The 21,198-nt window shown below is 70.2% G+C and carries 17 protein-coding genes; 8 read left to right on the forward strand and 9 right to left on the reverse strand.

Going from position 1 to position 21,198, the window contains the following annotated elements; translation table 11 throughout:
• Window positions 1–10: 10 nt before the first annotated feature.
• The 6 genes from EVJ50_RS03300 to EVJ50_RS03325 all read right to left on the reverse strand — a co-directional run bounded on the left by EVJ50_RS03300 (window position 11) and on the right by EVJ50_RS03325 (window position 6,161).
• Window positions 11–1,042: a glucokinase gene (locus tag EVJ50_RS03300; protein ID WP_150882348.1), complete on the reverse strand. Its 1,032-nt coding sequence runs from the start codon at window positions 1,040–1,042 to the stop codon at window positions 11–13.
• Window positions 1,039–2,748 (reverse strand): threonine--tRNA ligase, encoded by a 1,710-nt coding sequence (gene thrS, locus EVJ50_RS03305; RefSeq protein WP_225323148.1) that lies wholly within the window; start codon window positions 2,746–2,748, stop codon window positions 1,039–1,041. The genes EVJ50_RS03300 and thrS overlap by 4 nt, the downstream gene beginning before the upstream one ends.
• Window positions 2,749–2,897: 149 nt before the next feature.
• On the reverse strand, window positions 2,898–3,698 hold the full coding sequence (locus tag EVJ50_RS03310; protein ID WP_225323057.1) for a glycoside hydrolase family 104 protein: 801 nt from the start codon (window positions 3,696–3,698) through the stop codon (window positions 2,898–2,900).
• Window positions 3,699–3,987: 289 nt separating this feature from the next.
• A complete protein-coding gene (gene trpS, locus EVJ50_RS03315; protein ID WP_150882350.1) occupies window positions 3,988–5,010 on the reverse strand; it encodes a tryptophan--tRNA ligase in 1,023 nt (340 codons plus the stop codon).
• 5 nt (window positions 5,011–5,015) lie between these two features.
• Window positions 5,016–5,606 (reverse strand): hypothetical protein, encoded by a 591-nt coding sequence (locus tag EVJ50_RS14860; protein ID WP_225323058.1) that lies wholly within the window; start codon window positions 5,604–5,606, stop codon window positions 5,016–5,018.
• A gap of 12 nt (window positions 5,607–5,618) precedes the next feature.
• Complete coding sequence (locus EVJ50_RS03325; protein WP_150882351.1) at window positions 5,619–6,161, reverse strand: hypothetical protein; 543 nt, start codon at window positions 6,159–6,161, stop codon at window positions 5,619–5,621.
• A gap of 180 nt (window positions 6,162–6,341) precedes the next feature.
• Here EVJ50_RS03325 and EVJ50_RS03330 point away from each other — a divergent pair, with 180 nt between their 5' ends.
• The 3 genes from EVJ50_RS03330 to EVJ50_RS03340 all read left to right on the forward strand — a co-directional run bounded on the left by EVJ50_RS03330 (window position 6,342) and on the right by EVJ50_RS03340 (window position 9,647).
• Window positions 6,342–7,730 carry a YcjF family protein gene (locus EVJ50_RS03330; RefSeq protein WP_150882352.1) on the forward strand — a complete coding sequence of 463 codons (1,389 nt, stop codon included), beginning with the start codon at window positions 6,342–6,344 and terminating at the stop codon, window positions 7,728–7,730.
• A gap of 187 nt (window positions 7,731–7,917) precedes the next feature.
• Window positions 7,918–8,994, forward strand: coding sequence for a photosystem II q(b) protein (psbA, locus tag EVJ50_RS03335; protein ID WP_150882353.1), 1,077 nt, complete (start codon window positions 7,918–7,920; stop codon window positions 8,992–8,994).
• A 125-nt stretch (window positions 8,995–9,119) separates the two neighbouring features.
• Window positions 9,120–9,647, forward strand: a complete 528-nt coding sequence (locus EVJ50_RS03340) for a ferritin (RefSeq protein ID WP_150882354.1) — start codon at window positions 9,120–9,122, stop codon at window positions 9,645–9,647.
• 177 nt (window positions 9,648–9,824) lie between these two features.
• Here the strand turns inward: EVJ50_RS03340 and EVJ50_RS03345 are convergent, their stop codons facing one another.
• The 3 genes from EVJ50_RS03345 to EVJ50_RS03355 all read right to left on the reverse strand — a co-directional run bounded on the left by EVJ50_RS03345 (window position 9,825) and on the right by EVJ50_RS03355 (window position 12,437).
• The gene (locus EVJ50_RS03345) at window positions 9,825–11,492 is read right to left on the reverse strand and encodes a heavy metal translocating P-type ATPase (RefSeq protein WP_255452587.1); all 1,668 of its coding nucleotides are present in this window, start codon (window positions 11,490–11,492) and stop codon (window positions 9,825–9,827) included.
• 137 nt (window positions 11,493–11,629) lie between these two features.
• On the reverse strand, window positions 11,630–11,992 hold the full coding sequence (locus EVJ50_RS03350) for a hypothetical protein (protein ID WP_150882356.1): 363 nt from the start codon (window positions 11,990–11,992) through the stop codon (window positions 11,630–11,632).
• Entirely contained in the window at window positions 11,955–12,437 is a 483-nt protein-coding gene (locus EVJ50_RS03355) for a YtxH domain-containing protein (RefSeq protein WP_191964851.1), read from the reverse strand. The genes EVJ50_RS03350 and EVJ50_RS03355 overlap by 38 nt, the downstream gene beginning before the upstream one ends.
• A gap of 181 nt (window positions 12,438–12,618) precedes the next feature.
• Between EVJ50_RS03355 and EVJ50_RS03360 the strand changes: the two genes are divergently transcribed.
• The 5 genes from EVJ50_RS03360 to EVJ50_RS03380 all read left to right on the forward strand — a co-directional run bounded on the left by EVJ50_RS03360 (window position 12,619) and on the right by EVJ50_RS03380 (window position 21,023).
• Entirely contained in the window at window positions 12,619–16,740 is a 4,122-nt protein-coding gene (locus tag EVJ50_RS03360; protein ID WP_150882358.1) for a cation-translocating P-type ATPase, read from the forward strand.
• Window positions 16,741–16,772: 32 nt separating this feature from the next.
• Complete coding sequence (locus tag EVJ50_RS03365) at window positions 16,773–17,735, forward strand: metal ABC transporter substrate-binding protein (protein ID WP_150882359.1); 963 nt, start codon at window positions 16,773–16,775, stop codon at window positions 17,733–17,735.
• Window positions 17,735–18,529 carry a metal ABC transporter ATP-binding protein gene (locus EVJ50_RS03370; protein WP_150882360.1) on the forward strand — a complete coding sequence of 265 codons (795 nt, stop codon included), beginning with the start codon at window positions 17,735–17,737 and terminating at the stop codon, window positions 18,527–18,529. The genes EVJ50_RS03365 and EVJ50_RS03370 overlap by 1 nt, the downstream gene beginning before the upstream one ends.
• Before the next feature lie 35 nt (window positions 18,530–18,564).
• Complete coding sequence (locus tag EVJ50_RS03375; protein WP_150884821.1) at window positions 18,565–19,359, forward strand: metal ABC transporter permease; 795 nt, start codon at window positions 18,565–18,567, stop codon at window positions 19,357–19,359.
• 365 nt (window positions 19,360–19,724) lie between these two features.
• Complete coding sequence (locus EVJ50_RS03380; RefSeq protein ID WP_191964852.1) at window positions 19,725–21,023, forward strand: sensor domain-containing diguanylate cyclase; 1,299 nt, start codon at window positions 19,725–19,727, stop codon at window positions 21,021–21,023.
• The last annotated feature ends 175 nt before the right edge of the window (window positions 21,024–21,198 follow it).

The following is a 21,198-nucleotide window of genomic DNA, read 5'->3' on the forward strand; positions in this document are numbered from 1 at the left end:
TGTCGCTGGGTCAGTGTCCCACCCGGAGGGCACGGCAGGCTGCGCTGAACAGTCCGGCATCCGGTTCCAGCAGCACCCGCACCGGAATCTGCTCCAGCAGGGGGCGGAACCGGCCCTTCGTCCGCAGCGGTGCGAGGAAGGCCGGGCTGCGGAGCCGGTCCAGCTGCTTGGCGGCCGTGCCGCCGGCGATCCAGAGGCCGCCGGTGGCCAGTTCGTGCAGGGCCAGATCGCCGGCGGCCGAGCCGTAGGCCCCGAGCCAGAGCTCGAGCGCCCGGCCGGCCAGCGGGTCACCGGCGTCGGCGGCCTGCGACACCAGGGCCGGCAGGTCGGGGCGATCGCCATCGGCTCCGATGCCCGCCCGCCAGGCCAGGGCGGCATCCCGCAGGGGGTGCTCGGCGGGGGAGGTGTCGAGCAGCCAGAGGGCGATCCAGCCCAGTCCGGTGCCGCTGGCGATGCGTTCGGTGGAGAGGCGATCGAGATCCAGCTGCCGCAGCAGCCAGCGGCTCAGCTGCCACTCCTCCTCGTTGCGGGGGGCGAACTCCCGGTGGCCGCCTTCGCTGGCCAGGGCCTCCAGGCCATCGGGGCCGGGCAGCCCGCGGGCCACCCCCAGACCCGTCCCGGCTCCGATGATCGCCACAGGACCGGCCGGATCGGCGGCCTCTCCGGGCGGCTGCAGGGTGACCTGCTGATGGGGCTCCAGATGGGGCAGGCCGTGGACGAGCACAGCGAAGTCGTTGACCAGCTCCAGCGCTGCGACGCCGGCCTGGCTGGCCAGGGCCTCCCGCTCCAGGGTCCAGGGCAGGTTGGTGATGCGGGCCTCGCCCCGCTGCACCGGGCCGGCCACGGCCAGACAGGCTGCGGAGGGGGTTTCGCTGCCGGAGGGCAGACCGGCCAGGAAGTCGGCCAGCATCGGGCCGAGGGAGCTCCATTCAGCCGAGGCGTAGCGCCGGCGCACCAGCTGGCGCAGGCGACCGTTCTCGGCGCGGTAGAGACCCAGCAGCGTCTTGGTGCCGCCGAGATCCCCTGCCAGAACGGTGCTCACAGCGCCAGGGCAGTGGCCCGGGCGGCATTGGCGGCGCCGGCGGCCTCGATCAGCCGGTTGAGCGGCACGGCCCCGTGCTCACCACCGTGCCGGCTGCGCACGCTGACGCTACCGGCTTCCGCCTCCTTGGCACCGATGACCCCCAGGGCCGGGATGCGCAGCTTCTCGCCGTTGCGGATCTGCTTGCCGAGGCGGTCGCCGCTGAGGTCGACCGCGGCCCGGACCCCCGCCTGCCGAAGCTGACGCTGCACGTCCTCGGCATAGGGCCGCACCTCGTCGGTGACCGGCAGCAGTCGGATCTGCTCAGCCGCCAGCCAGAAGGGGAAATCGCCGGCGTAGTTCTCGGTCATGATCCCGAAGAACCGTTCCAGGGAGCCGAAGATGGCCCGGTGGATCATGATCGGCCGCTGCCGGCTGCCGTCCGCCGCCACGTACTCGAGGTTGAACCGTTCGGGCAGGTTGAAATCGAGCTGGATGGTGGAGCACTGCCACTCGCGGCCGATGGCGTCCTCGATCTTGAGATCGATCTTCGGCCCGTAGAAGGCGCCGCCCCCCTCATCCACCGTGTACGCCCAGCCCTTGCGCTCGAGGGCCTCGATCAGTCCCTTCGTGGCCAGATCCCAGACGGCGTCCTCACCGATGGCCTTCTCCGGTCGGGTGGAGAGCTTGACGATGTAGTTGCGGAAGTCGAACTGGGACAGGATGCGCTCGGTCAGATCGAGCACGGCGAGAATCTCATCGCTGATCTGATCGTGCAGGCAGAACACGTGGGCGTCGTCCTGCGTGAAGCCCCGCACCCGCATCAGGCCGTGCATGACGCCCGGTCGCTCGTAGCGATACACGGTGCCCAGCTCGGCCCAGCGGATCGGCAGCTCCCGATAGCTGCGCAGCCGGCTGGAGTAGGTGAGCACGTGGAAGGGGCAGTTCATCGGCTTGAGCTGGTACTGCCGCTCATCCACCGCCATCGGGCCAAACATGCTCTCGGCATAGAAATCGAGGTGGCCCGAGGTCTTCCAGAGACCCAGATCGGCCACATGGGGCGTGTAGAGCAGCTCGTAGCCCGCCTCGAAGTGAGCCTGGCGCCAGAACTCCTCGATCAGCAGCCGCATGCGGGCGCCGCGGGGGTGCCAGAACACCAGGCCGGCCCCGGCCTCCTCCTCGATCGAGAACAGATCGAGACCGGTGCCCAGCCGCCGGTGATCGCGGCGCAGGGCCTCCTGACGCCGGCGCTGGTGCTCCGCCAGCTGCTCGGGCGTTTCCCAGGCGGTGCCGTAGATGCGCTGGAGCTGAGCCCTGGTCTCATCGCCGCGCCAGTAGGCCCCGGCCACACTCTCCAGCTCGAAGGCGGCCGGGTTGAGTTCACCGGTGTCGGCCACATGGGGGCCGGCGCAGAGATCCCACCACTGCTCGCCCAGGGTGTAGAGCGTGATGGGCTCCTGCAGCCCCTCGAGGATCTCGAGCTTGTAGGGCTCGTTCTGGGCCTCGATCCGCCGCCGCGCCTCCTCCCGGCTCACCTCGATCCGCTCGAGCGGCAGACGGCGCTTGATGATCCGCACCATCTGTTTCCTGATGGCCTTGAGATCCGCTTCCGTGAAGGGCTCGGGATTATCGAAGTCGTAATAGAAGCCGTTCTCCGTCCAGGGGCCGATCGTGACCTGGGCCTTCGGGAACAGGGCCTGCACCGCCATGGCCATCACATGGCTCATGGAGTGGCGGATGCGCAGCAACCGGTCGCTCTCGCTGGTCTTCGGAAGCTTCACCGCTGCGGTCTCACGCGCCGCCTCGGGGGCGGAGGGGATGGCGTCCACAGCGGTCTTCAACGGCGGGGCGGAATCGGAGTGGAAGTGTATGTGGTTCAGCTGCGCCGGATCCGTCGGCGTGAGGAGGGCAGCGGGCTCTCCTGGGACGCCAGGGCTGCCAGTCGGTTGCGGCGCAGCTCCTGCAGGTTGCTGTCGTAGAAGGCGGCCAGTTCACGGTGGCCCTTCACCGGCTGGCCGTAGGCGCTGACGCCGGCACGGGTCGGGAAGGAGGCCCACTCGGGTGCCAGACGGGCCATCACCCCATCGGTGAGGCCGTCCCGGTCGAGCTCGGCCAGGGCGCCGCGCTTCTCCACCAGATAGAGGGCCGCCTGATCCTGGGCCTGCGGTTCAAAGCTGCGCAGGCTGAGCTTCTGAGCCGCGGCGCTCCAGGTGGCAGGAAGGAACTGATACGCGCCGGCGGCGGCGCTGCTGTAGCGGCGCACCACCACCCGCTCGGGATGGCGGGCCAGATCCTGGAACTCACCACCGCCGTAGAGGATCCGGTAGCCGCGATCGCTGCCCTCCAGCCAGGTGCCCTCCGCGTAACGGATCGTGTTCAGCAGGGCCCGGCGCTCCGGGGTGATGCGGTACACGCCATCGGCAGCATCACCGTTGTCGACCAGAGCGGCCCGACTGAGGGGCTGCGGCTCGGGTTCGGGGTTGGGCGCAGCGAGGAGCATGCGCTCGAGCCGGGCGGTGTTGGACAGACGCTCCCCCAGCCGCTCGGCCTCACCGGTGGAGCCCATGCCGGCGAGCATCGCCACACCCGTGGCCACACCCATGCCGCGCAGGGCGAGGCCGGTGGGCAGGCGCCGCTGCAGGGCACAGAGCAGGGGACCAGTGCGGGGTGAGGGCAATGCGCTGTGACAAATCAAGACGCCTGAGTGTGGCGTCCGGCACAGATCACGAGCGAGTGCGGCACAACTGCTCTTGACAGGGACGCCGAGAGCGTTAAGCAAATCAGGATTTCTTCGCTCGCGTTACGGGCTTCGCCCGCCGGAGGTCGCGTCACCACTGACCTGGGCGGACATCGCATCGGGGGCGGAGGCTGCGGGTCAGCGGCCTGGTGACACCGCTGCGGCGGAATGGACAGGCCGATCCGACGACGAACCGATCAGCTGGGGTGATCGGTGGAACAGACGCTGATCAGCGCGAGGCAGCTGTTCCGAGCAGCCCGAGGGCGGTCTGAACCCGGGCGAGGGTGGCGTCCGCCACGCGGGAGGCCTGTTCGGCGCCCGCCGCCAGCACACCATCGAGGTAGGCGGGATCCTGCATCAGTTCGGCATGCCGCTTCTGGATCGGCTCAAGGGCGGCCACGGCGGCATCGGCCAGCAGGGGCTTGAAGCGCCCCCACCCCATCCCCTCGCAGGCCTGCTCCGCCTCAGCGGTGGTCTGCGCCGTGAGGGAGGCGTAGAGGCCGAGCAGGTTGCTGGCCTCCGGGCGCTCCGGATTGCCGGCTTCCAGCCCCATGACCGGATCGGTCTTGGCCCGTTTGATCTTGCGCCGCACCAGATCCGGCGGATCGAGCAGGTTGATGCGGCTCCCCTCATTCGGGTCGCTCTTGCTCATCTTCTGCCGGGCATCGGTGAGGCTCATCACCCGGGCACCCTGTTTGAGGATCAGCGGTTCGGGCACCTTGAGGATCGGATGGTCCTCGCTGCCGAAGCCGCTGTTGATGCGCTGCTGGGCGATGTCGCGGGCGAGCTCGAGGTGCTGCTTCTGGTCCTCGCCCACCGGCACCAGATCGGCGTCATAGAGAAGGATGTCCGCGGCCATCAGCACGGGGTAGTCGAGCAGCCCCACCGACACGTTGTCGCCCTGCTTCACGGCCTTCTCCCTGAACTGGATCATCCGCTCCAGCCAGTTGAGGGGGGTGATGCAGTTCAGCAGCCAGCAGAGTTCGCTGTGGGCCCTCACGTGGCTCTGCACGAACACCGTGCAGAGGTCGGGGTCCATGCCGCAGGCCAGATAGAGCCCGGCCGTGCTGCGGGTGTCGGCCGCGAGGCGGGCCGGATCGTGGGGCACCGTGATGGCGTGCAGATCCACCACACACACGTAGGTGTCATGGCTGTGCTGCAGATCCACCCAGTTGCGGATGGCGCCGAGCCAGTTGCCGAGGTGCAGGGCGCCGGTGGGCTGCACACCGGAGAGCACCCGTGGTCTGCTCATCGGCTTCAGCTGCCGGTCGTCTCGTCAGCGGCTGGTTGCGCGGGCGTGTCCGCCACGGCCGCCACTGCGGTCTCTTCTGCGGGTGCAGGGGTGCTCTCGCCGGCGTCAGCCGCAGCAGCGGCGGGGGCATCAGCAGCGGGGGCATCCACCGGCTCGGCCGGGCTCTCCTCCTGAGCCGGAGCCGCCTGGCCGGGCCGGGGCGGCCGGGCGAAGGGGTCCGGGCGGGGGCCTCCGCGCCAGCCGCGTCCACCGCCGTCACGGTCGCGGCCGTCACGACCGCCCTCGCCCCGGCGTCCACCGCCTTCGCCCCGGCCCCGGCGGGGACCCCCCTGGTTGCGCGTCTCGGCCACCAGCTCATCGAGCCGGCCGTCCTCGAGCATCTGACCCATGGTGCGGATCGAGAAGCCCAGCACCGCCACGGTGGAGCGGAGCCCGAAGGCCTCCTGCACCGCCCGCGCCGCACGCATCTCGTTGTCGCTCAGGCGGATGCGGAACCCGCCGCCCCCCTCACGGTTGCCGGGACCGCGGCCGCCTCGGGAACGACCCTCCTGGGACTGGGGTGAGCTCTCGGAGGAGGAGGCGTTGTGGTCCACCATCGGGGGCAGAAATCAGTGAGGGCAAGTGTGCCCTATGGCTCGGTGGCGGACAGGCAGCCAGCCCAGTTGGTGGCTGTCTCCGGACCCGGGTCTGGCGAGGATCAGCACGGGGCAGCAGCGATCCGCCGGCCCTGACCCGAACCGCTCCCGGTAGCGATGGCGCAGAGCGAGGTAGGAGGCCAGCGTCCAGCGCCCCCGGGTCTCATCGAGGGCCGTCCAGTAGCGGCGCAGGGCCCAGCGCCAGGGCTCGTCGCCGAACTCCTCCCTGCAGACCAGCTCCGCCCGCCATCGGCTCAGCCCCCGTTCGAGGCAGTCGCGGTAGCGGACCAGTTCCGGCGCCTCCCCGCTGGCATCCGGAGGCAGCTCGGCCGGCAGGTCGTCGAGGCTGGTCAGCCGCAGCGACCGCCAGCAGCGATCCAGCACGCCCACGGGAAGGCCGCCATGCCAGCCGGGGCTGCTGCGGAGCAGCGAGAGGGACTCCTGCATCCGCTCCAGCAGCTGAGGACCCAGGCTGGCGGCCGTCTGCGCGTCGCTGCACTCGGGCAGCAGAGGCATCGTTCACTGGTGGCACCGGTCCGGACCATCCTGGCCGCTGTGAGCCGCTGCAGGCGCCGGGTGCGCCGATTCGCCGCCGATCTGCTTGCCTGATGGGTGTCGCCCGTCGGTCCATCGGACGTGGAATCCCCTCCACTGCCCCGCTCCACAGATCCCTCCCGCTCCGGATCCCAGCTGCTCTTGGACCTCTGTGTCCGCCACTGGCAGCCCCTGGCGCTGGCCGGTGGCGGCCTCCTGATCGGTGACTGGCTGCTGCAGCAGCTGCTGCCTGCCTCCGGCGGAGGCCTGAGCCTGGTGGCCCTGGCCGGTGGGGTCTGGCTGTGGCGGCGACCGAAGCCGGCCGCCGGTCGTCCCGGCCGCGCCGGCGACGGACTCGAACCCCTCACGGAACGCTGCCGGGCCTCCCTGAGCCAGCTGGAGACCCTCGAGCAGGAACTGGGCGGCGCCCCGGTCCGGGCTGATGGGCAACCGGCGCAGACCCGCCAGCGGCGCGATGCCCTGGAGCAGCTGCTGGGGCGGCACGGGCGGGCCGGCCTCGAGCTGGCGGTGGTGGGCACGCAGGACTTTCCCGCCGACGGGCTCGCCCGGCTGCAGACGCAGCTCTCGGGAGCGGTGGGCCTGACCCTGCACCGGGCCCGGCCCCTGACCAGCCGGGATCCGAGCCATCGCTGGCCGGCCGACCTGATCCGCTGTGACGGATTGCTGTACGCGATCACCCTGCCGCTGACGGCCGCCGATCGCTGCTGGCTGCAGGCCCTGCCGGAGGAGATGCCGGTGTGGCTGCTGCTGCGCAGCGATCTAGCCGCCACCCGCAGCGCCCTGAGCCGCGAGGGAGGCGCCGAGGAGGTGCAGGCCCAGCTGCCCCAGGGGCGCTCCTGGACCTTGCTGGATGTCTGGACCGGCGGCGGAGCGGATGCCGGGGGAACCGGCCCGGCGCTGGCTGAGGTGCGCGCCAGCCTGATGGAGCAGCCGCGGCAGCGGATCCGCCGCACCGAGGGCCGCCTGCTGCGCCATCTCGATCACCAGTGGCAGTGCGAGCTGGAACGGCTGCGGCGCGAGCGCTGCCGGGATCTGGTGCAGACGACCCAGTGGGCCGTGGCCGCTGCGGTGGTCGCCTCGCCGGTTCCGGCCGTGGACCTGCTGGCCGCCACGGTGGCCAACGGACTGATGCTGAAGGAGATGGCCACGCTCTGGCAGTGCAGCTGGAGCCTGGATCAGCTGAAGGAGGCCGCCGCCGAGCTGGGCAAGGCCGCCCTGGCGCTGGGAGTGGTGGAGTGGAGCAGCGAGGCCCTGCTGGGGCTGGCCAAGCTGGACGGAACGAGCTGGCTGGTGGCCGGAGCGATGCAGGGTCTGAGCGCCGCCTACCTCACACGGGTGGTGGGACGGTCGATGGCCGACCTCCTCGCACGGTCCCAGGGGCTGTCGGGAGATGACCTGGAGCGGCTCAGGCGCGAGGCGCCGCTGCTGGTGGCTCGGGCCGCGGACAGCGAACGACTCGACTGGGCCGGCTTCCTCGAGCAGGCCAGGCGCTGGTCGACCGGACAGACCGCTACAGCCAACGGGATGTAACGAGCGAATGCAACGGAATGTTGCGTTGACTCAGATTCACATGAAGCCAGATGAAGTCGTGCGTTGCTTTGTGGCGCCAGGGCAGGCAAGGCAGCGGGGTCTGAATAGCGTCAAGCAGGTTCTGTGTGCGTGGTGCCTGCTGTGGTCCCTGGACACAGGACATCCCTAACCGTCCTCATCTGACTTCATGGCCACCGCAATTCGCAGCGGCCGGTCCAGTGCCTGGAGCTCCTTCTGCTCCTGGGTCACCTCCACCAACAACCGTCTCTACGTCGGTTGGTTCGGTGTGCTGATGATCCCGACGCTGCTGACCGCCACCATCTGCTACATCGTCGCCTTCATCGCCGCCCCGGCGGTGGACATCGACGGCATCCGTGAGCCCGTTGCCGGCTCGCTGATCTACGGCAACAACATCATCTCCGGTGCTGTTGTGCCTTCGAGCAACGCCATCGGCCTGCACTTCTACCCCATCTGGGAAGCCGCTTCCCTGGATGAGTGGCTGTACAACGGCGGTCCCTACCAGCTGGTTGTCTTCCACTTCCTGATCGGCATCTCCGCCTACATGGGACGCCAGTGGGAGCTCTCCTACCGCCTGGGCATGCGCCCCTGGATCTGCGTCGCCTACAGCGCACCGCTGTCGGCCGCCTTCGCGGTGTTCCTGATCTATCCCTTCGGTCAGGGCTCCTTCTCCGACGGCATGCCCCTCGGCATCAGCGGCACCTTCAACTTCATGCTGGTGTTCCAGGCTGAGCACAACATCCTGATGCACCCCTTCCACATGCTGGGTGTGGCCGGTGTGTTCGGCGGCAGCCTGTTCTCCGCCATGCACGGTTCGCTGGTGACCTCCTCGCTGGTGCGTGAGACCACCGAGAGCGAGAGCCAGAACTATGGCTACAAGTTCGGCCAGGAAGAGGAGACCTACAACATCGTGGCTGCCCACGGTTACTTCGGTCGCCTGATCTTCCAATACGCCAGCTTCAACAACAGCCGCAGCCTGCACTTCTTCCTGGCTGCCTGGCCGGTGGTGGGCATCTGGTTCACCTCCATGGGCATCAGCACCATGGCCTTCAACCTGAACGGCTTCAACTTCAACCAGTCCATCCTGGACACCCAGGGCAAGGTGGTGAACACCTGGGCTGACGTGCTGAACCGCGCCAACCTGGGCATGGAAGTGATGCACGAGCGCAACGCGCACAACTTCCCGCTCGATCTGGCCGCCACCAGCTCGGTGCCCGTGGCGCTGACCGCTCCGTCGATCGGCTGATCCTTCGACTGATTCAGGCCCGGTTCACCCTGCTGCCTGCACAGGAGCCCCCGCGTCTGCGGGGGCTTTTTTCATGGCTGTTGCTAGCAAGGAGATGACCTCTCCAGCCCACAACACAGGCCGCGATGAAGGAGCTCACCCGAGCGATCAACAGCCATCTGGCATCGGAATTCCAGGCCAGCCATGCCTATCTGGCCATGTCGATCTGGCTGCGGGAGAAGGACCTGGCCGGCTTCTCCCAGTACATGCTGCAGAAGAGCCACGAGGAGCGGCAGCATGCCGCGCGGATGATCGCCTACCTGGTGGACTGCGACGAACAGGTGGAGCTGCCCACGATTCACTCGCCCGAGCGCTCCTGGCCATCGGTGCAGCAGCTCTTCGACCAGGTGTTCGAGATGGAGAAGGGGGTCACCGCCTCGATCAACGATCTCTACAGCCTGGCCGAGAGCGGCATGGAGCGCAGCGCCACCGCCATGCTCGACTGGTTCGTCAACGAGCAGATCCAGGAGGAGGCGGAAGCCCGCTTCGTGCGCAAGCGTCTGCGCCTCGCCGGGGACAACACCGCTGCCCTGCTGCTGCTCGACCAGCAGTTCCTCGAAGGCACGGCCCTCACGCATGTGAAAGGTGGCATCACGGCCGCCGGGCAGGTCTGACTCCGGCCATCCGGGAGGGCAGAAACGGGACGGCAGAAAAACGGGGCCAGTGCATCACACCGGCCCACGAATTCGTCCCGCCACAAACTAATGAGACGACAAACTCAGCCGGTTCGGAACAGCACATCGGCACCGCGCAGCTGATACGCAGCCGCGCATCATTTGTGCAGCAACGGTTCAGTGCGGCTGCTGTCCGGTCGCCGGTCCCGTCTCCGAAGTGGCGCTGCCCGCCAGCAGGGCACTGAGCAGCACCAGCAGGGTGCTGCCGTTGTGGAGGAGCGAGGCCTGCACCGGCGTGAGACCGCCCAGGGCCGCACTGATGAGCAGGCCGGTGTTGACCACCACCGTGGCTTCCGCGTTGCGCTGCACACGGCCCATGGCACAGCCGGCCAGCTCCATCGCCTCGGCCACACAGCCGATGTCGTCCTCCAGGAGGGTGATGTCGGCCGAGAGCTGGGCGATGTCGGCGCCGCGCTGCATCGCCAGCCCCACATCGGCGGCCGCCAGGGCGGGGGCGTCGTTGATGCCATCGCCCACGAACAGCACGGTCCGGCCGTCGCGGCAGAGCGCCCGCACGATCTCGGCCTTCTGTTCGGGAAGCAGCTCGGCCAGGCTCCGGTCGAGGCCGCAGTGGGCCGCGATCCGCTCGGCCACATCGCGCTGATCGCCGCTGAGCATCAGCACCTCCTTCACGCCGAGGGAGCGGAGCCGCGCCACCGTGGCGGCGCTGCCGGCCCGCACCTGGTCCTCCAGGGCGAGCACTCCGATCAGACGGCGGCCACGGCCGATGTAGAGGAGGCTCTTGCCCTGGCGCCACAGCGCCTCGATCGCGGCGCGATGGGGGGTGTCGTCCACCCCCTCGTCCTCCACCACGAAGTGGCGCGAGCCCACCACGACCCGCTCCCCCTGGATGGTGGCGGCCACACCGTGGGCCACGATGAACTCCACCTCGCTGTGGCGGAAGTGGTGGTAGCCCCGGCCGCAGGCCGCCTCCACCACAGCCAGGGCCAGCGGGTGGACGCTGTGCTCCTCGATCGAGGCCGCCAGGCTGAGCAGGTCGTCGGCGCTGGTGCCGCCGTCGAAGGAGAGGCTGTCGGTCACCGCGAGACGACCGGTGGTGAGGGTTCCGGTCTTGTCGAACACCACCGTGTCCACGGCGGCGAGGCGTTCCAGCGCGGCGGCTCCCTTGATCAGGCAGCCGCGCCGGCCGGCCCGGGCCATGGCCGCCTTGAAGGCCACGGGGATCGCCAGCTTGAGGGCGCAGCAGTAGTCGGCCTGGAGCACGGCGGCGGTGCGCGTCCAGTCACCGCTGGCCAGCTGGGTGAGCAGCGCCAGGCCGAACACCGCCGGCACCAGGCGGTCGGCCAGGGCGGAGGCCTGCAGCTGCACCTCCCCCTTGGAAGTGAGCGCCGTCTCCACCAGGGCGCCGATGCGGGAGGCCGCCGTCTGGGCGCCGACCCGCTCGGCGTAGATGATCAGCCGCCCCTCGAGCACCGCGGTGCCGGACATGACCCGGTCGCCCCGCCGGCGGGTCACCGGCAGGCTCTCGCCGGTCATGGCGGCTTCATCGACGCTGGCCTCACCGCTGAGCACGGTGCCATCGACCGGAATCACGCTGCCATGCTCCACCACCACGCTCTCGCCGCCGCGGAGTGCCTCGAGCGGGCAGCGCTGCTGATGGCCATCGACCAGCAGGTCCACGTGATCGTCCAGCGGGCGCAGCAGGGCGAGCAGCAGGGCATCGGAGCGACGCCGGATGCCGGCCTCCAGGTGTTCGCCCAGCAGCAGCAGGGCCGTGGTGGTGTTGGCGGCACCGCGGTCGCCGCGCAGCAGCGACACCAGCACCGCTGAGGCCTCCAGCAGGTGGGAGCCGAGATGCAGCCGGCCCAGCTCCTGCCAGGCCTGGCCCCAGACGGGCAGGGCGGTGAGGGCGGCCGCCGGCGTCTGCAGCTTCTGCGGCAGCAGCGGATTGAGCAGCAGGTTCAGCCCCCCCAGCGCCGCGGCGCGGTCGCTGCCGTCGCTCGGGGGGCAGCGAGGCGGGGCCGCAGGGGCAGGGGCTCCTCCAGCAGCAGTCGTTCGAGGCGCTCGCGATCCAGCGCGGCGGGGTCGAAGCGGATGCCGAGGGAATGGATCGCCGGGCTGAGGGTCACCTCGTGGATGCCGGGCTGCTCCAGCAGCCGGCGCCGCAGGCGGGCGGCATCGAGCTCCTGCCCGTCGCCGCTAAGGGGCAGGTCGTAGCGCCAGCGCAGCCGACCGGGCAGGGCGTGCAGCAGCGTCAGCCCGGAGAAGCCGGCGCCGGCGAGGCGCTCAGGAGGCGCTGCTGTTGCTGCTGGCGTGACCGGCATCGACCTCGGCCTTCATATCGGACACGGTGGCCTTCATCTCCTCGAAGCCCACCACCACATCGGAGTAGAGCTTCATCATCTGGCGGAGCAGCTTGTCGCGGATCTCCCGGTCGCTGAGGATGTAGGCGATGGCGGCCCCGATCGCCAGCCAGATCAGGGCCTGCTGCATCGTGGAGGTGGGCTGGGGCGCAGCTGGTGGGGCCTGCCTGGGCGGGTCGGCCCAGCCGGCCGAGCTGCCGTTGCCATTGGCCGCCTGCCAGCTGCCCGTGCCGTTGGCGGGCTGCCAGCCGTTGCTGGCGTAGGGGGTCTGGGGAGCGGCGCCGTTGGTGGCAGGGCCAGCCGCCTGGGCTCCGCTCGCGCCCAGCAGCACCCTCAGGGCCGCCTGCAGCAGATCCTTGTCGTCCATGGGCGCCTCGTTGTGGTCGGATCCCATCAGCCGCTCCATGGGTCATCGCCGGCCTGGCCGCCAGAGGCTGCTCCGGCCGATGGCCCGACGCTAGAAATCGGCTGCCCGGCTGTCCTCGGGCCGGTCACAAAGCGTCGCAGCGCTCCGGTGAGGGCCCGGCGCAGATGACAACCAGCCCTGTCGGGATGCCGCTGATGAGCGGCGTTGTCATCGTGACGCCATGGAGGCGGAGGCCATGGTTCCGGATCTCGCCGATCTCGCCGATCTCGCCGCCCAGCTGCTGCTGGCCGCCCGCAGCGACGGCCGGCGGGTCTGGCGGAGCGGCTCCCGGCTGCATGCGGAAGCCAGGCCGCCGGCGGCGGCTCACACGGCCTTCGCCCAGTCCCTGCGGGACGAGCTTGAGGGCCGCAGCGGCGTGGACTGGGCCCGCTGGAACGCCGACACCGCACGCGTGGTGGTGCACGGGCCGGATGTGGAGCGGGACCCCCAGGACGTTCTGAGCCGCATCGCCCGGCTGGAGCGCGCCCTGGCCGATCGGGCGGCGACCGCCGCGCGGGGAGACGACGGCGGCGGCGACGGGCCGGGACCCAGGCACAGGGACCACCCGGCCGACGTGGAGCCGATCCTGCGCTCCCTCTCGGAGATCGCGGTGGAGCTGGTGGGCACCGGGGCGGCCCTGGCCCTGCGCAGCACCCCCGTGGCCACCCGCCTGGGCATCGACCTGGCGGTGGTGCTGCGGGTGGTGGAGTCGCTGCCGCCAGTGAAGGCCAGCCTGGAGCGGCGCCTCGGCCCCGGCGCCGCCGATCTGCTGCTGAAGCTGGCGAACGCGGCCGATTTCGCCCTGCTGCGGGGCCTCTCCGGCGCCCTGGTGAGCCTGCTGGAGGAGGGGCTGCGCCTGCGGGGCCTGCTGCTACGGCGCCGGCGCTGGCAGCTGATCGAAGCCCACTGGAACGGCCGGCCCGACGACCACCGCCACGCGATCCCGGAGCTGCCGGAGCGGGCCCGGCCGATTCCGCCGGGGCCGATCGAGCGCCACCTGGAGAAATCCGCCCTGCTCTCCTTCGGGGCCTTCGGGCTCGGCCTGGCCTCGCTCGGCAACGTGGAGGGCCCGGCGGCGGCCCTGCTGGCGGGCCTGCCCCGGCCCGCCCTGCTCAGCCGCAGCGCCTTCTGCCTGGAGCTGGGCCGCCGGCTGGAGGACAGCGGCACCCTGCTGCTGGATCCCGAGGCGCTGGAGCGGCTCGACCGGATCGATCTGGTGCTGCTGGATGCGCCGCTGCTGGAGTCGGTCTGGGGCGAGGCGCTGCTGGCGGCGATCCGCCAGGCGGGGCTGGAGGCGGTGGTGGCGCGGGATGGCGCCAACGATCCGGGCGAGGGGGCTGGGGCCAACGGCCTGCGGCAGGTGCCCCAGGGCCCCGGCTCGCTCGAGGCCCTGCGCGGCCTGCAGGCTGAGGGGCACACCGTGATGGTGCTGGCGGACGGCAGCCTGCCCGCCCTCGCCGCCGCCGATCTGGCGGTGGGCATCCACCGCCCCGGCAGCCCGCCGCCGTGGCACGCCCACCTGCTGGCCCCCAGCGGCGCCCTGGTGAGCTGGCTGCTGGTGCCAGCCTGTGCCACCGCGCGGGAGTGCGCTGCCCAGGGGGTCACCACCGCCGCCCTCGATGCCGTGGTGGGGCTCACCCTCTGCCTGGACGGCCTCAGTGCCCCCACCAGCGCCGGCGTGAACCAGGCCACCAATCTGCTGAGCCTGGTGGCGGTGGCCAACGGCCTCCGGCTGGCCCGCTCGGTGGGCGACCGGGCGCCGCTGCCGGCCAGCGATCCGATCGCCTGGCACGAGCTGAGTGTGGAGGAGGCCCTGGAGGCCATGGACGCCGCGGCGGAACGGGAGAGCGCCACACCGCTGCTGGACGGGAACCGCCCCCGCGAGGACCCGGACCGGCCCGCATCGCTGAGCTCTCTGATCCTGGCGGAACTCGACACGCCGCTCACCCCGATCCTCGGCACCGGCGCCGTGCTCTCCGGGCTGGTGGGCGCCCCCCTGGATGCGGGGCTGATCCTGGGGGTGCTCGGGCTCAATGCGGTGGTGGGCGGTACCCAGCGCCTGCGGGTGGAGCAGGCCCTCAACCAGCTGCAGGACCGCCATGCCGCGCCGGTGTGGGTCCGCGGGGCGGCCGGCCTGGAGCGGCGCGAGGCCGAGAGCCTGCGGGTGGGGGAGGTGATCCTGGTGGCCAGCGGCGAGGTGGTGCCGGCCGACTGCCGCCTGCTGAGCGCCGAAGGGCTGCAGGTGGATGAATCCGCACTGACGGGCGAATCCTTCCCGGTGACCAAGGCCAGCGAGGCCTGCCCGGCATCCGCCCTGGCGGATCGCCGCTCGATGCTGCATGCCGGCACCACGGTGGTGTCGGGCGAGGCGAGCGCCCTGGTGGTGTCGGTGGGGGAGGCCACCCAGGCACAGCGGGCGGCGGCGCTGATCGGTGAGGCCGGCCTCTCGGCCGGGGTGGAGGCGCGCCTCAGCGGCCTCACCGACACCACGATTCCGGTGGCGGCCGCCGCGGGCGTGGCCCTGCTGGTGGCGGCGGTGGCCCGGGGGCAGGACGCCCGCGGCGCCCTGGCCGATGCGGTGGCCCTCACGGTGGCGGCGGTGCCCGAGGGGCTGCCCCTGATCGCCGGCCTGGCCCAGGGGGCGGCGGCCCGGCGCCTGGCCGATCACAACGTGCTGGTGCGCCAGCCGCGGGCGATCGAGGCCCTGGGCCGGGCCGATGTGCTCTGCCTCGACAAGACCGGCACCCTCACCGAGGGCCGCATCGCCCTGAGCGAGGTGTGCGATCTGGAGCGGCTGGAGCCCCTGGGCCGCCTGGGAGCGGGCAGTCTGGCGGTGCTGGCCACCGCCCTGCGGGCCACACCGGTGCCCGAACCCGGCAAGGCCCTGGCCCACCCCACCGACCGGGCGCTGTGGGAGGGCGCCGGGGGGCTGAGCCTGCCGGCGGGGGCGTGGCAGCTGATCGACAGTCTGCCCTTCGATCCCGAGCGCGGCTATCACGCCGGCCTGGGGCAGACCGGGGCCGGGGGCCGGCAGCTGTGCGTGAAGGGCTCACCGGAGGTGCTGCTGGCGGCCTGCGACCGCTGCCGGCGGCCGGGAGGGTCCACCGTGCCGCTCGATGCCGGCGAGCGGGCGCGGGTGGAGGCCCTGGCGCGGGAGGGCGCGGCGCGGGGCCTGCGGGTGCTGGCGGTGGCCCAGCGGTCGCTGGCCTCAGACGCTGGCGAGCCCATGCCGCTGGCCGAGAGCGCCATCGGGGGGCTGGAACTGCTGGGGTTCGTGCTGCTGGCCGACCCGATCCGCACCACGGCGCGGCAGGCGGTGCAGGATCTGCGTGCCGCCGGCATGGCGGTGAAGGTGATCACCGGCGACCATCCCGCCACGGCGGCGGCGGTGGCGACGGAGCTGAAGCTGCCCCAGGCCGGGCCCCTGCTGACCGGGCCGGAGCTGGAGCGGCTCGATCCGGAGGCGTTGCGGAAGGCCGTGCGGCGGAGCTCGGTGTTCGCGCGGGTCACCTCCCAGCAGAAGGTGACCCTGGTGCGGGCGCTGCAGGCGGACGGCCGGGTGGTGGCGATGACGGGGGATGGCGCCAACGACGCTCCGGCGATCCGCCTGGCCGAGGTGGGGATCGCCCTCGGCGAGGGGGCCACGGAGGCGGCGCGGCGGGCGGCCGATCTGGTGGTGACCGACGGCCGCATCGAGACCATCGGCCGGGCGGTGATCGAGGGCCGGGCCCTGTGGCGCTCGGTGCGGGATGCGGTGTCGCTGCTGGTGGGGGGCAACCTCGGTGAGATCGGCTTCACCGCCGCCACGGCGCTGATGGAGGGTCGCTCGGCTCTGAACACGCGCCAGCTGCTGCTGGTGAACCTGCTCACCGATGTGGCCCCGGCCCTCACCCTGGCCGTGCGGCCACCGGCCGAGGGCGATCCGGCCGCTCTGGCCGATGAGGGGCCCAGCGCCAGCCTCGGCCGCGCCCTCGATCGCGACATCCTGCGCACCGGCGTGATTTCGGCTGCAGCGGCCCTGGTGGCGCGGCAGCTGGTGCGATCCGGCGCCCGGCCCGATCAGGCCGACACGGTGGGGCTGTTGACCCTGGTGGCCAGCCAGCTGAGCCAGATGGCCGGCCGCAGCGGCGGTGACGCCGCCACGCTGGCCGCAGCGGCGGGCTCGGTGCTGGCCCTGCTGGGCCTGGTGCAGGTGCCGGCTACCAGCCGGGCCCTGGGCTGCGCTCCTCTCACGGGCGCCCAGCTGCTGCCGGCGGCCGCCGTGACGGTGCTGGCCCAGCTGGTGGCGGTGTCCCACCGCTGAGCCCCTGCCTACGCTGAGACCCAATCACCGCAATGGTCTTGCGCGTTGGACCCGGCCTGGGGCTCGCCCTCGGCCTCGCCGCCCTCAGCCTCAGCAGCGCCTGCAGCCGGCCGTCGCCGGACCCGAGCAGCGAGGCCCCCGCAGCGGCACCGCAGGAGGAGCGCCCCCTGGTGCTCACCACCTTCACCGTGCTGGCCGACATGGCCCGCAACGTGGCCGGTGACCAGCTCGAGGTGCGCTCGATCACGAAGCAGGGAGCGGAGATTCACGGCTATCAGCCCACCCCCAGCGACGTGGAGCAGGCCAGCGGAGCCGATCTGATCCTGGAGAACGGCCTGGGTCTGGAGCTGTGGGCGCGGAAGTTCACCGCGGCCGCCGGCGATGTGCCCACCGTGACCCTGAGCGAGGGCATGGAGCCGCTACTCATCGCCGATGACGCCTACGCCGGCAAGCCCAACCCCCACGCCTGGATGTCGCCGCGCCGGGCGATGGCCTATGTGGACCGGATGGTGGAGGCCTTCTCGGAGCTCGATCCGGCCGGTGCCGAGGCCTTCGCCGCCAACGGCGCGACCTACAAGAAGCAGCTGCAGGACCTGGACGATGAACTGCGCGAATCGCTGGCGCAGCTGCCGGAATCCCGGCGGGTGCTGGTGAGCTGCGAGGGGGCCTTCACCTACCTCACCACCGACTACGGAATGGAGGAGGCCTACCTCTGGCCGGTGAACGCCGAGAGCCAGGTCACGCCGCAACGGATGGCCCGGCTGATCGATCTGGTGCGGGAGCGGCAGCTGCCGGCGGTGTTCTGCGAGAGCACGGTGAGCTCCGAGGCCCAGGAGGAGGTGGCCCGGGCCAGCGGGTCCCGTTTCGCGGGAACGTTTTATGTCGATTCTCTTTCGGAGTCCGATGGCCCCGCCCCCACACTGCTCGACTTGCAACGCCACAACGTGCGTCTGATCCAGCAGGGACTGATGCCCGGAGCCGCTCAGGACTCGTGATGCCCATCGCACCGCCCCCCCGGGGTGAGGCCCGCTTCCGCATCGAGGCCGATCAGGTGTGCGTGGAGTACCACGGCACGGTGGCGTTGCACGATGCCTCGCTGCGGCTGGAGCCCGGCTGCATCTGCGGCCTGGTGGGCATGAACGGCGCCGGCAAGACGACCCTGTTCAAGGCGCTGATGGGGTTCCTGCGGCCCAGCAGCGGCCGGATCCGCATCAACGGACTCGACTTGCGCCGGGCCCAGCGGGAGCAGGCCGTGGCCTATGTGCCCCAGAACGAGGGCATCGACACCGACTTCCCGATCAACGTCTGGGATCTGGTGATGATGGGCCGCTACGGCGCCATGAATCTGCTGCGGATCCCGCGGCGTTCCGACCGGCTGGCAGTGCAGGAGGCCCTGCAGAGGGTGGATCTGGCGGAGCTGCGGCAGCGGCCGATCGCGGCCCTCTCCGGCGGCCAGCGCAAGCGGGCCTTTCTGGCCCGGGCGATCGCCCAGGGCGCCTCGGTGCTGCTGCTGGATGAACCCTTCAACGGCGTGGATGTGCGCACCGAGAAGCTGATGGCGGGGCTGTTCGAGCAGTTCCGGGCCGAGGGGCGCTCGATGCTGATCTCCACCCACGATCTGAGCCACGTGCGCAGCTTCTGCGACCGGGTGGTGCTGATCAACAAGACCGTTCTGGCCTACGGCGAAACCTCCGAGGTGTTCACGCCGGAGAACCTGGCCCTCACCTTCGGCGGGCTGCCGCCCGATCTGCTGCAGGGGCCTGCACCGAGCCCGGAGGGGCGGCCGTGAGCGAGCTGCTGCTGGACCCCCTGAGCCATGCCTTCATGGTGCGGGCCCTGCTGGTGAGCGCCCTGGTGGGGGGCGTGTGCGGCCTGCTCTCCTGCTACATGACCCTGAAGGGCTGGGCCCTGATGGGGGATGCGGTGTCGCACGCGGTGATGCCGGGCGTGGTGGTGGCCTATGCGCTGGGGCTGCCGTTCGCGCTGGGCGCGTTCGTGTTCGGTGTGGGATCGGTGGCGCTGATCGGCTACGTGAAGCAGATGTCGCGCGTGAAGGAGGACACGGTGATCGGCCTGGTCTTCACCGGCTTCTTCGCCTTCGGGCTGGTGCTGGTGTCGAAGGTGCGCAGCAACATCGACCTCACCCACATTCTCTTCGGCAATGTGCTGGGCATCTCGCCACAGGACATCCAGCAGACCCTGCTGATCAGCGGCCTGGTGCTGGCGGTGCTGCTGGTGCTGCGGCGCGATTTCATGCTGTTCTGCTTCGATCCCACCCACGCCCGCTCGATCGGCATCAACACCGGCGTGCTGCATTACCTGCTGCTCTCGGTGCTGTCGCTGGCGGCGGTGGCCGGGCTGCAGACGGTGGGGATCATCCTGGTGGTAGCGATGCTGGTGACCCCCGGTGCCACGGCTTACCTGCTGACCGACCGCTTCGACCGGATGACCTGGCTGGCGGTGGCCAGCGCGATCCTCTCCAGCCTGCTGGGCGTGTACATCAGCTACTGGACCGACAGCTCCACCGCCGGCTGCATCGTGGTGGTGCAGACCCTTCTGTTCCTGCTGGCCTTCCTGCTCGCGCCACGGCACGGGATTCTCAGCCGGGTGTTCGGCTGAGCCGCCACCATTGCGATCAGAGAAGAGAGGCGACGCTGCCTCTGCAGCAGTTCGTACTGTTGAAGTACTGAGAACGCTGTGTCCAGAGCATGGAGCGGCAGAGAACGTTCGGGCCCTATGGGCCCGGGATGCAGATCGCCCGCGATGGCGTCGGTGTTGACAGGGATCGGCCGGGCCTGGGCCGTGTCTTCCACCAGGCCCTGATCGCCAGCGGCATTGATCTCAACAGCAGCGACGACTGGTTCTCGTTTCAGAGCTATCTCGATGCGATCTGGGAGATCCGCGACCGTTTCGGCGATGCAACGGTCTTCTGTCTTGGCTGCGGGATCGCCAGCGAGGCGCGCTGGCCCGAAGAGATCAACAGTGTGTGGGCCGCCCTTGAATCGCTGAACGACGTCTACCATCACCATCATCGCGGCGATGGCGACATCGGCTGTTACACCGCCGAGCGTCTGTCGGAGTCCCGATACTCACTCACATGCACCACACCCCATCCGCCTGATCAGGATCTCGGGATCGTCAGAGGACTCTGCAACCGATTCGGCGACACGGCAGAGAACTGGATGATCCAGCCTCAGAGGGAGGCCCAGGCAGAGACCAGCACGGTGATGGTTGACGTCCTCCGCCTGGATCGATTGCAGAGCCAGCCAGCCCCGCAGGACTGGATGAACAACGACGCCGCTCTGCTGAGAACAGTGCTGAAGGAAGTCTGCGATGTGGTGGGCGATGTCACAGACGAGCTGGATCAGAAGACTCAGCAGATTCAGGCCTCCAAAGACAGGCTGCAGCAGCTCATCGACAACCTGGGCGAGAGGCATGCCGTGTTCAGCCGAAGCAACGAGGAAGGAACCCTGCAATTCCTGAGTCACGGCTTCGAGGCGATCTTCGGCGTCGAGGCGTCCCAGGCTCTCTCCAGGCGATTGGAGGACATTGTTGAGTGGACAGACGAGAGCAGGCTGCGCCTCGGGCAGGACTCGCATGCGCTTCTGTGCGGAGACGCCGATCATTGCCACGGCGAGTACGCGTTCGTTCATCCCGGCGGGCAGACACGCTACGCGGAGATCTCCAGCAGTCGTGCGGTCAGTGAGAACGAGAGCCTTGCGCTGGAAGGCATGATTCACGACATCACACGCAGGAAGGAGCTGGAGCTTGAACTGAAACGCACAGCCACCCATGACTCGCTCACATCTCTGCTCACGCGTCGCGAATTCGAGCGCCGCTACGCCAGGGAACACAGTCGCGCGCTCAGGTACGGACATGAGCTGTCGCTGATCCTGCTGGATCTCGATCAGTTCAGACGACTCAATGACCGCCACGGCCATCACGCCGGTGATGACGTGCTCAGGGCGATTGCCGCGGTGCTTCTGGCTGAGACGAGGGACTCGGATCTGTCCGGCCGCTACGGCGGGGAAGAGCTGATCACCGCCCTGCCGGACACCGCCATCAAGGACGCCAACAGCCTTGCCGAACGGATCCGATGCAGAATCGAGGAGACGAAGATCAGCACGGGCGGACAGCTCCTGACCATCACAGCCAGTCTGGGCGTCGCCACCTTCGCCAACTATCACTGCACCGCCGAGCAACTGATTTCACATGCCGATCAGGCTCTCGCTCGCTCCAAGTCGCTGGGACGCAACCGTACGACGATCTACAACCAGGGGTGAGCAACAGGGAGGTCGGATCCAGTCAACTGCACGCAACATCCTTCATCCTGGGGCCGCAGTCCCACATGCAGTAGAACCAGAGAACGCCTCAACCATTGTTCGTTGGTAGTCACCATCCTTGCGGACGACTGCCACGCCCCCTCGGTGTTGCTACGACTGGAACGGTTCCTGTATC

Origin of the sequence: Synechococcus sp. RSCCF101, assembly GCF_008807075.1 — a bacterium.
Lineage (GTDB): Bacteria > Cyanobacteriota > Cyanobacteriia > PCC-6307 > Cyanobiaceae > RSCCF101.